This is a genomic window from Geobacillus jurassicus NBRC 107829, assembly GCF_001544315.1.
Taxonomy (GTDB): Bacteria; Bacillota; Bacilli; order Bacillales; family Anoxybacillaceae; genus Geobacillus; species Geobacillus jurassicus.
Genome location: NZ_BCQG01000008.1, coordinates 38,065 through 52,143 on the forward strand (window position 1 = coordinate 38,065; position 14,079 = coordinate 52,143).

Below are 14,079 nucleotides of genomic sequence, written 5' to 3' on the forward strand. Positions count from 1 at the left end.
CGACAGCCACTCTCCTTACCTTAGATTTCAACGGTGACAACTCCTTCTTTGGCGGTGAACGGAGCCGGATCCATTCGTTTTTTTCCTGCGGTCAGATCGGAAAAAAATCCCTCGCTGATCTCGTATCCGTCAATTTTTCCCAACTGCCCGTCAAAATATACGTCATCGAGCAATCCAATCGTTGTTCCGTCCGCGGCGACAACCATGCTGCCGGCGAGGCCGCGTTCACCGTAAAGAGAGTGGCCGCTGTCAGGAGAAGGAAACGGCTGGAAGCTGCCCGAATCGCGGATGATGATCCGCTCGTTGTCGAACGATTGCACGGCCGAAAGCGGCAAGTAGCGGCGGCGGCCAAACAAGCCGCTCCGTTCCGCAACAAACCCTTTGACCGCGCCGTGGCTGGTAAACCAAATGTCAGCGATCGTTCCGACCATTTTTCCCGTCGTTTGTTCGTAAATGGGAAGCCCTTTGATGTCGGAAAACGTCCGCATGATTCTCCCACCTTTCCAGCCACCTTTAGCTTGACTCATCGACCATAAAGTCATACGGCGTAACGTTTTCCATTCCTATGTTCGCGTCTTCAAGCGGCAGCTCGCCCTCGACAAGCGGCATCACCGCCCCCGCCAGCTTCTCAGCGAGCCCCGTCTGGCGCGCCTCATCGCCTTGCTTGGCGACGCCGAACCGAAACGCCTCCTCTTCGCCGCACAAAATGAGAAACTGTTTGCTTCTTGTCACCGCGGTATACAGCAAATTCCTCTTCAACATCCGGTAATAGCTTTTGACGACAGGCAAAATGACGATCGGAAATTCGCTTCCTTGCGCTTTGTGGACGGAGCAACAGTACGCATGGGTAATTTGCCCTAAATCTTGCCGGGTGTACGTCACTTCAATACCGTCAAACGAGACGACGAGCAAGTCTTGCTTTTCCGTATTTTCTTTGGCGTAAAAAATGGCGACGACTTCGCCGATGTCGCCGTTAAAGACGTTGTCTTCCGGCTGGTTGACAAGCTGAAGCACTTTATCGCCGACACGATAGACGACCTCGCCGACCGACAGCTCCCGCTTCCCCTCGGCCGGCGGGTTGAACAGCTCTTGAAGCGCTTTGTTCAATTGATCGATGCCTGCCGGACCGCGATACATCGGAGCAAGCACTTGAATGTCTTTCACGGAAAATCCTTTTTTGCGCGCGTTGTCAGCAATTTGCCGCACGACGTCGACGACCTGTCCGGCGCGGCAGCGGATGAATGAACGGTCCGCCTTCGGGGCGGTCACATCGGCCGGCACGATGCCTCGTTTCATCGCGTGGGCCAGCTCGATGATCGACGACCCTTCCGCTTGGCGATACACTTCCGTCAGCCGAACCGATGGCACGACGCCTGAGCGCAGCAAGTCTTTCAGCACTTGCCCCGGACCGACGGACGGCAATTGATCCTCATCGCCGACGAAAATGACTTGCATGCCGTTTGGCACAGCTTTTAACAGCTGGTTAGCGAGCCATGTGTCGACCATCGACATCTCGTCAACGACAAGCAGCTTGCCGGAAATCGGCTCGTTTTCATCGCGGCTGAACCCCTCCGCCCCGTTCCAGCCGAGCAGCCGATGGATCGTCGCCGCCGGCAGTCCGGTCGCCTCGCTCATCCGCTTCGCCGCCCGGCCGGTCGGCGCGGCGAGCAACACCGGAAACGGCTCGCCGTTTTTGTAATGAGCCGGGTCAAGCGACAAGCCGTTCAACGCGGCAAACAGCTCGACAATGCCTTTGATCACCGTCGTTTTTCCCGTTCCCGGGCCGCCGGTCAAAATAAACAACGGCGAGGAAAGCGCCCGTTGGATCGCCTCCTTCTGCTGGAGGGCGAATTGTATGCCGATCCTCTCTTCAAGCGCCCCAAGCGCCAGCAAAAACTCCGACTCAGCAAACGCTGCAGGCGGCGTCTGCCCGAGCAGACGCCGAATGTTTGAAACGATTCCTTTTTCGGCGAAATAAAGAGACGGAAGATAATAGCGGCCTTGCTCAGCGATCAGCTTTCCTTCTTCGCTTAACATGAGGAGCATCTGGCTGATGGCTTGTCCATCGACGGCGCCGCTCGGCCTTCCTTCGAGCAGCCTCCCGATGCGGTCAATCAGCTCTTCCTCGCGCAAATAAACATGCCCTTCCTGCAAGCATGCTTGCTCGAGAACAAACAACGAGGCGGCGCGCAGCCGGGCCGGATGGCTGCCGGAAATGCCAAGATGGCGGCCGATTTCATCCGCTCGGCCGAAGCCGATCCCTTCAATATCCTCAACGAGCTGGTACGGGTTCTCGTGGATGATGTCGATCGCTTCTTCGCCATATGCCTGGTAAATTTTCATGGCCAGCTGCGGGCCAAATCCAAGCTGGGCAAGGGCGATCATCGTCTGTTCAAGCCCTTCGTGGGCGCGGAGCGATTCATACAGCTGCTTCGCTTTTTTCTTCGTCAGCTTCGGCACCCGCTCAAGCGCCCCCGGATCGCGCAAAATCACCGCAATCGCGTTTTCGCCGAGCGCCTCCACAATCGCGGCGGCTGTTTTTTTGCCGATCCCTTTAAACAACCCGCTCGATAAATAATGAATGACCCCTTCTTTCGTGTTTGGGAGCTGTTTGCGGAATTGTTCGGCCGCATATTGGCGGCCAAAACGCGGGTGGTGGCGGAATTGTCCGTAAAAGACGTAGACGTCCCCTTCGTTTAGGAGCGGAAAATAGCCAGTGACGACGACTTCTTCCTCGCCGAGCGCTTCGTTCGTTTCCTCAACGCGCACACGGACGACCGTATACAGCGTTTCCTCGTTATGAAAAATGACGGCTAAGCATACCCCTTTAATGAACGTACGCCCGTCAAGGGCAAGCGTTTGTTGCTCTTGCAACAGCCTTCCCCTGCCTTTTTACGGCGCAAGCCGCTTTTCCATCAGTTTCTTTCCGTACCCGGCAAGCACGTGATCGGGCTTGGCGTCCAAGGCGGCGGCAAACATGGCGCGGGCGGCATGGAGGTCATCCTTGTACGCATAAATGACGCCTAAATTGTAGTATGCATCGGCATGGTGCGGGTTGAGTTCCAATGTTTTTTCGAAATAGCGCTTCGCCTCATCGACGTAATCGAGAGTGGCGAGGCAAAGGCCAAGCTGAAAGAGCGCTTCGGCATCTGTTTCGTTCAATTCGGCCGCCCGCTGCAAATACGGCAGCGCCAGCCGCGGCATCTCAAGCCGCCATAATGACATGCCGAGCATAAAATGCGTATCGGCGTCATCGAGCCCGAGCCCGAGCGCCCGCTCGAACATGTCTTTCGCCAGGGCAAATTGTCCGCGTTTGTAATGCACCGTACCGATGCCGTAATACGCGGCTGCCGCCCGCTCGTCAAGCCTAAGCGCCTGCCGGAAGCACTCAAGCGCCTTCTCTTCCTCGCCGGCTGCGGCAAGCACGGTGCCGATGTTGATATAGCCGGCCGGGTCGTCCGGATGCTCTCCGACCGCCGCGGAAAAACAGCGGATGGCTTCCTCATACTTTCCTTCGCGCATATACGCCAAGCCTTGTTCGTTGAAATTGGCCACCGCCCATCCCCCCTGATTCAACGTGATTTTCAAGCAACATCCGCTATCCTAAAGCGGCAATGGAAGATCCCGCGCGCCGGCAAGGCGGTCAACCGACATACCAAAGCTTTTCACCGTTGCGGAACACTTCGTCGATCGTGCCGCCGCCAAGGCACTCCTCACCGTTGTAAAAAACGACCGCCTGTCCCGGCGTCACCGCCCGCGCCGGTTCATCAAACACGACCTCTGCCTTGCCGTCTGCAAGCGGGTGAACGGTCACGCCGATATCCGGCTGGCGGTAGCGGAATTTCGCCGTACAGCGAAACGGCGCTTCCGGCTTGCGGTCAGACACCCAGTTGACATCGACCGCTTTTAGCGAGGTGGAATACAAATATTCGTTTTCAAACCCTTGGGCGACATACAACACGTTTTCGCGCACGTCTTTGCCGACCACAAACCACGGTTCGCCGCTGCCGCCGATGCCTAGGCCATGGCGTTGGCCGATCGTATAATACATGACGCCGTCATGCCGACCTTTCACTTCACCGTCGAGCGTTTTCATCACTCCCGGCTGGGCCGGCAAATAGTGGCTTAAAAATTCTTTGAAATCGCGCTCGCCAATAAAGCAAATGCCGGTGCTGTCTTTTTTTTCAGCGGTGGCGAGCCCGGCTTCTTTCGCGATCCGACGCACATCGGCTTTGTGCAAATGACCGATCGGAAACATCACTTTCGACAGCTGGGCTTGGCCGAGTTGGTTTAAAAAGTACGTTTGATCTTTGTTCCGGTCGGCTCCGCGCAGCATTTTGTACTCGCCGTCGCGAAACTCGACGCGGGCGTAATGGCCGGTCGCAACGTAATCGGCGCCGATCGACATGGCGTGCTCTAAAAACGCCTTGAACTTGATTTCTTTATTGCACATCACATCCGGGTTCGGCGTGCGCCCGGCCTTGTATTCGTTCAAAAAGTACGTAAACACTTTGTCCCAATACTGCTTTTCAAAGTTGACCGCGTAGTACGGGATGCCGATTTGGTTGCAGACGCGCACGACGTCTTCGTAGTCCTCTGTCGCCGTGCAGACGCCGTTTTCATCGGTGTCGTCCCAGTTTTTCATAAAAATGCCGATCACATCATATCCTTGTTCTTTGAGCAGCAGCGCGGCGACCGACGAGTCGACCCCGCCGGACATGCCGACGACTACACGCGTTTCGTGCGGCGCTTTATTCACTCTGTTTCACCCCCCTTTAGTGAGCCGTTTGACGATCTTCACCGTTTCTTCCGCCGCCCGCTCAATTTGTTCCGTCGTATTGCCGAGCCCAAAGCTGAAGCGGACGGACGAGCGGATGCGCTCCGACTGCCTTCCGCACATCGCAACAAGCACGTGCGATGGGTCGATCGACCCGGCCGTGCACGCCGACCCGCTTGAAGCGGCAATGCCGGCTAAATCCAAGTTCACAAGCAGCGATTCGACGTTCGTTCCTGGGAAGGCGACATTCAAAATATGCGGCAAGCCATCCGGGCTGCCGTTGACCGCATAATCGATTCCGGAGGAGCGGAAAATCGCAAGCATCGCCTCACGCCACGCCGTATATTGCCGGCGTTTCTCCTCCCTTGTCCGCTCGGCGATTTCCGCCGCCTGCGCCAAACCGATGATGCCGGGAACGTTTTCTGTGCCAGCGCGCCGTTTCCGCTCTTGTTCGCCGCCGAAAAGAAGCGGAGTGATGCGGACCGTCTCCCGAACATACAACGCCCCGCTTCCTTTTGGACCGTTGATTTTATGCGCCGAAAGCGACAGCAAGTCAATCCCGTATTCATTCACATCGATCGGAAGAAGCCCGTATGCTTGTACGGCATCGGTATGAAAGTAAGCCGGGTGATCGCGCAGCAGCGCGCCGATTTCGCGGATCGGCTGGATCGTGCCGACTTCGTTGTTGGCAAACATGACCGACACTAAAATCGTCTCATCGCGCAGCGCGGCCTTGACATCCTCTGCCGATACCGTCCCTTGTTCGTCAACCGGCAAATACGTGACCTCGAACCCGTGCTTCTCTAAGTATTCACAAGCGCGCAGCACCGCATGATGCTCAATGGCGGTCGTAATAATATGATAGCCGCGGCCGCGGTTCGCTATGGCCGTTCCGATGACCGCAAAGTTATCCGCCTCAGTGCCGCCGCTTGTAAACACGATCTCCGTCTCTTTCGCCCCGATGGAACGGGCGACAACGGCTCGCGCTTCATCGACCGCCCGGCGGCTTTGCCGGCCAAAATAATGGATGCTTGACGGGTTGCCGAACTGTTCGGTCATCCACTGGACCATGCCGGCCGCCACGTCCGGATGGACCGGAGACGTTGCCGCATGATCCAAATAAATCCGTTCCAACAGCCATTCTCCTTTCCTTTCTGTGCTTTTAATGTGCTTTTAAATATAAAACATATATGCCCCTTCATCCCCGTCGCTATACTTCGCCAAATCTTCGAGCGTCGTGCTGTCGAGCACTTCCTCGACCGCATCGCGGATGCGAATCCATAGCTCGCGCTTCGCCGGCTCTTCCTCGTCGAGCTCCTCGACTGGGGTCAGCGGCCCTTCAAGCACGCGCAAAATGTCGCCGGCGGTAATTTTCGCCGGATGCTCAGCAAGCACGTAGCCGCCATACGCTCCGCGGATGCTTTTGACAAGCCCGGCGTTGCGCAGCGGCGTGACGAGCTGCTCTAAATAATGTTCCGATAAATTGTTCGCCTTGGCGATCGAACGAAGCGAGATCGGGCGATCGCCATATTTTTTCGCCAATTCGATCATAATCGTCAGCCCATATCGGCCTTTCGTCGAAATTTTCATTTTATCCCCCCTAACGGCTTCACCCTTGCACCTGAGCGCCGGCCGGCCGCAACAAAGCGGCTTGTCATCTTCCGGCATTGCGGCAGCGCCAAGCCGGCAAAATAAATGCCCCAACGCAGCCTTGGGGTAAATGGATGCACCATTGTAAACACGCGACTCCTCTGTTCAGTCAATCGCCTGTGTTATTATACCATAAAAGCCTCTTCCCTTCACGGCCGAACCTTGCCCTCTTGTTTCAACTGCTCAAGCCGACGGTATACTTTGGCGTAATGCTTTTCCTCGCCATGCTCTTTCGGTTCATAATAGCGGACGCCTTCAAGAACAGATGGCAAATAAGCTTGCGCCACCCAACCATTCGGGTAGTCGTGCGGATACAAGTACCCTTGTCCGTGGCCGAGCGCGGCCGCTCCTTTGTAATGGGCGTCTTTCAAATGGTCAGGGATGTCGCCGAGCTTGCCGGCGCGCACGTCGGCTAAAGCGGCATCAAGCGCCTTGTAGGCGCTGTTCGATTTCGGGCTCAAACAAAGCTCGATCGTCACAACCGAAAGCGGAATGCGCGCCTCCGGCAGCCCGAGCCGTTCCGCCGCGGACACCGCCGCTTGCACCTTTACCCCCATCATTGGATTGGCGAGCCCGATGTCTTCGTAAACAATGACGAGCAGCCGCCGGCAGACGGACGCCAAATCGCCGCCTTCAAGCAGGCGCGCCAAATAGTGGAGCGCGGCGTCCACGTCGCTGCCGCGCACGCTTTTTTGGAACGCGGACAACAGCGAATAGTAATGATCACCGTACTTGTCATGGGTGAATCCACGGTTCGCTGTGCACGAGGCAACGACGGCTTCATCAATGTAAAGGCAGCCGTCGCGTTCATCAGCGGCGGCGACAGCCGCCTCAAGGAGCGACAGCGCCACGCGCGCATCCCCGCCGGCCGCTTCGGCGATGCGCCATAACAGCGCGTCATCGATGATCACCGTCTGCGCCCCGACGCCCCGCTCCGGATCGGCGAGTGCCCGTTTTAAAATGACGAGCAAATCGGCCGGCTCAAGCCGTTTTAACTGCTGAATTTGCCCGCACCGGCTGCGGATCGCCGGGTTGACTTCATGAAACGGATTTTCCGTCGTCGCTCCAATCAAAGTGATAAGCCCTGATTCAAGATGGGGGAGCAAGACATCTTGCTGCGCCTTATTCAGCCGATGGATTTCGTCGATAAACAGCAGGACGTTCCCTGACCAGCGCGCCGCTTCGGCTGCCTCTTCGATCTCTTTTTTTCCGGCTGATGTCGCGTTGATGGCAACGAGCTCCCGCCCAGCAGTGCGGGCGATGGCGTAAGCAAGCGACGTCTTCCCCGTCCCTGGCTCCCCATACAGCAACAGCGATGGTACATATCCTTTTTTCACCATTTTGTAAAGCGGCGTCTCCCGCCCGATGATATGGGCTTGCCCTACGATTTCATCAATCGTCCGCGGACGCATTCGCAGCGCAAGCGGCTCCGTCGTTGTGGGCATGCCGACCCCTCCTCGAGATTGATGGCGCTTTGTTCGCAGACATTATTCGATGCCGTCGATCCATGTGGGACGAATGGGACTGTTTGTTGCCGGCATGAGAGGGCGTCTCCCATACATCGGCATCTCCCCAAGGGGACATCGACGGTTTTTAACAGATTTCTGAAAGAAGTCTCCCCCTTCAGGCAAAGCTCAGTGGGAGCAGTTCACTGAAAATAGCGTTCAATGGCTTTCTTCAACTCATTGAGCAGCGGAAGCGAGTGTTTCTCCAAATAGAGCAGAAGCGCTTCCACCATAAACCGCCTAGCCGTTTCCCCTTTCTCGATTTCTTCCTTCAGCAAGTGCAGCGAGCGAAGAATGTCGTCTTCAGACGGGCGCATCGCCGTCATGCGCTCTAAACAGCGGATGGCCCGTTCTTTCCATTGGCGTCGCTCTTGGGTTGCAGCAGCAATATAATCCGCCATCATCGTTTCATCCAAAAGCCCTGCCTTTTCGTCAAGCAGGCTGGCCACAATGGCATCAAGCCGGCCGAGCAAGAATGGGGCGAGCTTCTCAGGAAGCAGCGGCTTTCGATCCACCGCCAGGTAAATCAAATATTCTTTCAGCATTCCGTTGAGCATCGCCGCGCAATCAAACGAAACCGGACGCACTTGTTCGCCATATATGTCTTCAATCGCCCGGCGGTACCAGTTGAGTGTGTGGGCGCGGATGCGGAACACCAGGTGCTGCACCTCATCACTTACCTTCACCGCTTGTTCGCCCAACTGCATTTGCACCAGCTCTTTATGTTCGTCAAACAGCCGAATTTGCGCGGTCAACTGGCGGCAAAACCGCTCGCGCGCCGTTAAGGCCGGATCCGCCCCGATTTGTCTAAGTTGGCGAAACAGGACTTCATAATGGTAGCGGAAAATCGACACAGCCAACTCTTCTTTTGATTTGAAATAATTGTAAATCGAACCTTTAGCTACACCGCTCCGCTCGGCAATCTCTTGCATGGAGGTAGCGTGGTAGCCTTTTTCGGCGAATAATTTCATTGCGGTTTCAATGACGTCCTCTTTCCGACCCAATGTTTTCTCCTTCCTTACTCCGTCTTTCATGTCCATTATAGTCGATCGTGCAATGAAAAAAAATGACGGATGACCGATGATCCGGCCATCCAGCCCTGTCATTCCGCCATCTGCTCGCGTTTGGCCGTCTGGAAGAAAAACGCCTCATACATCGCCGGAATGAACACAAGCGTCAATAACGTCGACGACGTCAGGCCGCCGATGACGGTGATCGCCAACCCTTTGGAAATCAAAGTGCCTGCTTCATTCGTCAGCGCAAGCGGAATGAGCGCTGTCACAGTCGCAAACGCCGTCATTAAAATCGGCCGCAGCCGCGTTTTGCCTGCTTCAATGATAGCGCCCCGCACCGTCATCCGTTTTTGTTCGCGGTTTTGCCCGATTCGATCCACCAGCACGATCGCATTGGTCGTCACGATGCCAATCAACATCAACAAGCCGATCATAACGCTGATAGAGAGCGGCTCATCGGCCGCATATAAAGCGAACAGCGAACCGATGGGAACAAACAAAAGCGAAGATAAAATGATCAACGGCACCCGCACCTTGCCAAATGTAATCAGCATCATCAAATACACAAGCCCGATGGCCGCCGCCATGGCCACACCAAGCTCGCGGAACGTCTGCACCGTCTCGTCGCTTCCGCCGCCCGTTTTCACTGTGACATGGGATGGAAGCTTCAAATCATTTACATGCTTGACGACATCATTCGTTACTTTCTGGATGTTGTCACCGACAATTTTGGCGGATACGCGGGCAAACACTTTTCCGTCCAGCTTTTGAATGGACGTATACACTTGCGCCTCTTTCACTTCGGCGACAGCCGAAAGCGGAATCACTCCATTTCTCGTCACAATAGGAAGTTCTTTCAACTCATCGATCGATCCCAACGTTTCATCATACGAAAGTTCAACTTGCTCCTCTTTGCCGCCGAGTTTCAGCGTCCCCACATCAACCGGTTTTGTCGCATCGGAAACCGTCCCGAGCAATTGCATGCCCGAAACGCCATAGGCGGCCGCCTTTTGTGGATCAATGGCGACAATCACTTGTTTTTGCTTTTCCGTCAAGTTATTCGTCACGTCCTTGACATCATCGCGCTGCTTTAAATATGCCTCGACCTGTTTGGACGCCGTTTGGAGCGCCTCCAAATCGTTGGAATACAAGTCAATATTGACGTTATTGTTCGTCGGCGGCCCTCCGCTTGACATCTCTTGCACGCCCACTTTGGCCCCCGGCGCATGCCGGTCGGCGATGCGGCGCATCTCTTTTTCTAAAGCCTCCACCGTTTTGCTGGCATCGGCTCTATCTTTTAGCAAAATATAATAGCTTGCTTGATTGGACCGCTTCAAACCGGTGCGGAAATCGCGACTGCCGACCGCGGCGGTGACGCTGTCGACATCGCTTCGTTTTAAAAACATCTTCTCAAGCTCCAACGACACGTCATTCGTCTTGGCCACCGATGTGGAAGCCGGCAGTTCGATGCTGGCCACCAGCGTTTTCTGCTCTTCGTTCGGCAAAAACGTAAAGCCAAGGCGCGGCACAAGCGCCAATGAACCAGCCAGCAGCACGACCGACAACACAAAGACCATGGCTTTATGGTTGAGGGCCCATTCAATGATTCGGCCATACAAGCGCTGAAGCGCCCCTTCTTTTTCTTCCGGCGGGACGCGGCGGAACGAAAATTTCGCCAAAATCGGCACGACCGTCACAGCCACCACTAAAGAAGCCAGAAGGGCAAACGTAATCGTCAAGGCAAATGGAAAGAAAAACTCCCCTGTAATGCCCCCGACGAGCCCTAGAGGCAAAAAGACGACAACCGTTGTCATCGTCGAAGACACAATGGCTTTGACAATTTCTTTCGTTGATTGTTCGACCAACTCATCGCTGATGCCTGTTTTCTCCCGACGGACGCGTCGGAAAATGTTTTCAATCACGACAATGCTGTCATCCACAACGCGGCCGACGGCGACCGCCATGCCGCCAAGCGTCATGACATTGAGCGTAATCTCCATGCGGTTGAGAAAAATGGCCGATACAAGCAATGAAAGCGGAATCGAAACAATGGCAATCACGGTCGCCCGGATGTTGCGCAAAAAGAGCAATACGGCCAACGAAGCGAACAGCGCCCCGAGCAGCCCTTCACGGACGAGCGATTCGACGGATTGTTTAATGCCTTCTGACGAATCAAACCCGATGGAATAATTGAACTGGTCCTTATAGGAATTGAGCACTTTGATGACTTGGTCCGCCACTTCAATCGTATTGGCATCTTGTTTTTTCGTGACCGCCATCGACAGTGACGGTTTCAAATTATAACGGGTAAATTCGCTTTGCTCATTGACTTCTTCAATCGTTGCGATATCCCCCAACTTGACGTGCGTCACCCGTTGGAGTCCATTGGCCGCCGTAGGAACAGCCGCCGGAACCAGCTTCAAGTTTTTCAACTCATCAATGCTGCTCAATTTTTCTTCGACGCGAACGGGAATTTGCCACGCATCGGTTTGCAATGTTCCCGCCGGGAAAGCCAGCACCTTTTCATTGATTTGGTTTTTAATATCTGTCAATGTCAGCCCGGCCCGAGCCGCTTTTTCCCGGTCGACCGTGATCCGGATGAGGCGGTCGCTGTCTCCGCCGATCGAAACGGAGTTGACCCCGTCAATTTTATTCAGTTCCGGAACCACTTCGGTTTCGAGCAACGCTTGCAGATCCGTTCCGTTTTTGGCAAACAAAGAAATGTTGAAAACCGGGATCATGCCGAAGGAAAACCGGTTGACCTCCGTGTGCACGCCATCCGGCAATCCAGCCTCATCAATGATCGATTCAACCTGCCGCTCCATTTTCTCCATATCCGTACGAAACGGAAATTCAAGATTGATAACAGCCATTCCTTCGTAGGAAGAGCTCTGCATTTGCTTGAGCCCGTCAAGGGGCTTCAGTTTTTCCTCAAGCTTGGCCGTGACCTCCTCATTCATGTCTTGCGGAGAAGCTCCGGGATAGACCGCTTCAATCGACAACTGGGGAAATTCAATGTTCGGCAGCAAATCGACCTTCAAAGAAGAGAAGGAATACAGTCCTAAGAGCAAAAGCAAAAAGGAGCACACAAACACGGCTGCCGCGTTTTTCAAACTGAACCTGGTCAAAAACGTCATTGTGCCACCTCTCATCCCACGATTTTGACCAATCGGTCCAAGAGGATTGGACTGACTGGTCATACAAAACTACATTCTATGATACATGAAAATGGGAAAAATGAAAAGGCGAAGTTTAAAATGAAAATCGAACGGAAAAACTATAATATCAACATGACAATTTAATGAGGTGGACAACATGAAAACAAGACAGGATGCCTGGTCGCATGAAGAAGACGTACTGTTGGCTGAAACGGTGCTGCAATATATACGCGAAGGAAAAACGCAACTTGCCGCTTTTGAAGACGTTGGGAGACAACTGCACCGGACGGCAGCGGCATGCGGTTTCCGCTGGAACGCCGAGGTGCGCAAACGGCATCTCGACGCTATTGAACAAGCAAAAAAACAACGAAAAGAACGGAAACGAGCGTTGGAGATGATGAAAAAATGGCAGAAAGAAGCAGCCGCCATCGCCTTTCCCGCCCTTGATGACAGCAAAGCGGCTGAAGGGTCATCGCCATTTCTCCCGGCCGCCCCGCTGACGTTGGACCAATGCATTGCCTTTTTGCAAGCGCTGCGGCGCGATGCGGAACAGCTGGAAGCGGCGCGGCAAGAAAACGAACGGCTAAAGCTGGAGCGAGCCGAATGGGAGGCGCGCAACGAGCAATTGAGAAAAAAACTGCAACACCTTGAAGCGCGACAGTCGACTGTTCAAGAAGATTTCGAGGCGCTCGTCAAAATTATGGCCCGCGCCCGCCAGCTTGCCGCTGAAGAAGGAGACCGCCTCTCCCTCGCCCAGCTGCTTCTCGCTGAGGTTGGCGAACAAAGCGAACCGATGGCCCATTCATAGCAACAAAAAGAGGCGTGCGGATGCAGCGCCTCTTGTTTCAACCTCTTATTCGCCGACGCGGGCGATCGGAACGTCTTTTAACAATTGGTTGACGACGTAGGACGCCATGATCAATCCGGCGACCGACGGCACAAAGGCATTTGAAGACGGCGGCATTTTCGCCTTGCGGATCGGCGAAGCGTCATTGCCAACGACTTGGCGGACGTCCTCGCGGATTTTCACCGGCTTCTCATCGGAAAAGACGACAGGAATGCCGCGGCGGATCCCTTCTTTGCGCAATTTGGCGCGAATCACTTTGGCGATTGGGTCGGTGTGCGTTTTCGAAATATCCGCAATGCGGAACCGGGTCGGATCCATTTTGTTCGCCGCCCCCATGCTGGAGATGATCGGAATGCCGCGCTTGAGGCATTGTTTCATCAAATGCACTTTGTACACAATCGTGTCGGACGCATCGATGACAAAATCCAAGTCATAGGCAAACAACTGCTCATACGTCTCTTCCGTATAAAACATTTGCAGCGCGATGACATCGCATGCCGGGTTGATGTCCGCGATGCGTTCTTTCATGAGCTCCACTTTCGGACGGCCGATGGTCGAGAGCAACGCGTGGATTTGCCGGTTGATGTTCGTAATATCGACGTTGTCGCGATCGACAAGCACCAATCGGCCGATGCCCGAACGGGCGAGCGCCTCGACGGCGAACGACCCGACGCCGCCGATGCCAAGCACGGCGACCGTGGCGTTTTTTAATTTCTCAAGCCCCTCGGGGCCAATCGCCAGTTCATTGCGGGAAAATTGGTGCAGCATCGTTCTCCTCTCCGTTTGCTTCAAAATTGATGTTTATGCCGCTTTTTATCCTACCATCAAGACAGCCAAAGAGGCAACGGCATTTTGCTGGCAAAACAAAACCCCTACGCGGCCATCCGCATAGGGGAAATGTTGTTGACTCCTTGATGTACGCCAGTCCCAATCGTGCCGTCGATGCCTTCGTTTTGAACCCGCTCTCCCATAGGTGGGTGCCCTGTTCCAAGGTTTGCGCTTCCCCTGTGACGAAGAGGCATGCGCGCCGCTTGGAAACTCCGGGCTCCCGGATCATTCACTGTTCGGTCAAAACGATCGGTGATTCGACGAACACATTAGGACGGTTTGTTGCTTTGATTGTATCATA

At 54.7% G+C, this 14,079-nt stretch carries 12 protein-coding genes and 1 other RNA gene; 1 reads left to right on the forward strand and 12 read right to left on the reverse strand.

From position 1 onward, the window contains the following. Nucleotides 1–20: 20 nt before the first annotated feature. From GJ1_RS03720 to GJ1_RS03760, 10 genes are all read right to left on the reverse strand, one after another. Complete coding sequence (locus tag GJ1_RS03720; protein ID WP_066228646.1) at nucleotides 21–488, reverse strand: PRC-barrel domain-containing protein; 468 nt, start codon at nucleotides 486–488, stop codon at nucleotides 21–23. A 25-nt stretch (nucleotides 489–513) separates the two neighbouring features. Then, the gene (gene recD2 / locus GJ1_RS03725) at nucleotides 514–2,874 is read right to left on the reverse strand and encodes an SF1B family DNA helicase RecD2 (RefSeq protein ID WP_066228651.1); all 2,361 of its coding nucleotides are present in this window, start codon (nucleotides 2,872–2,874) and stop codon (nucleotides 514–516) included. An 18-nt stretch (nucleotides 2,875–2,892) separates the two neighbouring features. Continuing rightward, on the reverse strand, nucleotides 2,893–3,555 hold the full coding sequence (locus GJ1_RS03730) for a tetratricopeptide repeat protein (protein WP_083509931.1): 663 nt from the start codon (nucleotides 3,553–3,555) through the stop codon (nucleotides 2,893–2,895). An 88-nt stretch (nucleotides 3,556–3,643) separates the two neighbouring features. Continuing rightward, a complete protein-coding gene (mnmA, locus tag GJ1_RS03735; protein ID WP_066228654.1) occupies nucleotides 3,644–4,759 on the reverse strand; it encodes a tRNA 2-thiouridine(34) synthase MnmA in 1,116 nt (371 codons plus the stop codon). Nucleotides 4,760–4,765: 6 nt separating this feature from the next. After that, nucleotides 4,766–5,911, reverse strand: coding sequence for a cysteine desulfurase family protein (locus GJ1_RS03740; RefSeq protein ID WP_066228657.1), 1,146 nt, complete (start codon nucleotides 5,909–5,911; stop codon nucleotides 4,766–4,768). A gap of 39 nt (nucleotides 5,912–5,950) precedes the next feature. Beyond that, nucleotides 5,951–6,367 carry a cysteine metabolism transcriptional regulator CymR gene (gene cymR, locus GJ1_RS03745; RefSeq protein ID WP_066228660.1) on the reverse strand — a complete coding sequence of 139 codons (417 nt, stop codon included), beginning with the start codon at nucleotides 6,365–6,367 and terminating at the stop codon, nucleotides 5,951–5,953. After that, complete coding sequence (locus GJ1_RS18265; protein WP_157068353.1) at nucleotides 6,364–6,510, reverse strand: hypothetical protein; 147 nt, start codon at nucleotides 6,508–6,510, stop codon at nucleotides 6,364–6,366. The genes cymR and GJ1_RS18265 overlap by 4 nt, the downstream gene beginning before the upstream one ends. Nucleotides 6,511–6,576: 66 nt before the next feature. After that, the gene (locus tag GJ1_RS03750) at nucleotides 6,577–7,872 is read right to left on the reverse strand and encodes a replication-associated recombination protein A (protein ID WP_066228663.1); all 1,296 of its coding nucleotides are present in this window, start codon (nucleotides 7,870–7,872) and stop codon (nucleotides 6,577–6,579) included. Nucleotides 7,873–8,075: 203 nt separating this feature from the next. Further along, nucleotides 8,076–8,936: a TetR/AcrR family transcriptional regulator gene (locus GJ1_RS03755; protein WP_066228665.1), complete on the reverse strand. Its 861-nt coding sequence runs from the start codon at nucleotides 8,934–8,936 to the stop codon at nucleotides 8,076–8,078. A 98-nt stretch (nucleotides 8,937–9,034) separates the two neighbouring features. Continuing rightward, entirely contained in the window at nucleotides 9,035–12,082 is a 3,048-nt protein-coding gene (locus tag GJ1_RS03760; RefSeq protein ID WP_066228669.1) for an efflux RND transporter permease subunit, read from the reverse strand. Between the two features lie 178 nt (nucleotides 12,083–12,260). Here GJ1_RS03760 and GJ1_RS03765 point away from each other — a divergent pair, with 178 nt between their 5' ends. After that, on the forward strand, nucleotides 12,261–12,911 hold the full coding sequence (locus GJ1_RS03765; protein WP_066228671.1) for an RsfA family transcriptional regulator: 651 nt from the start codon (nucleotides 12,261–12,263) through the stop codon (nucleotides 12,909–12,911). Nucleotides 12,912–12,956: 45 nt separating this feature from the next. On the opposite strand, the gene GJ1_RS03770 is transcribed toward GJ1_RS03765, so the two are convergent. Together GJ1_RS03770 and ssrS are read right to left on the reverse strand one after the other, a co-directional pair. Further along, nucleotides 12,957–13,718, reverse strand: coding sequence for a tRNA threonylcarbamoyladenosine dehydratase (locus GJ1_RS03770; RefSeq protein ID WP_066228674.1), 762 nt, complete (start codon nucleotides 13,716–13,718; stop codon nucleotides 12,957–12,959). A 152-nt stretch (nucleotides 13,719–13,870) separates the two neighbouring features. Beyond that, nucleotides 13,871–14,057, reverse strand: a non-coding RNA gene (gene ssrS, locus GJ1_RS03775) — 6S RNA. Nucleotides 14,058–14,079 lie beyond the last annotated feature (22 nt).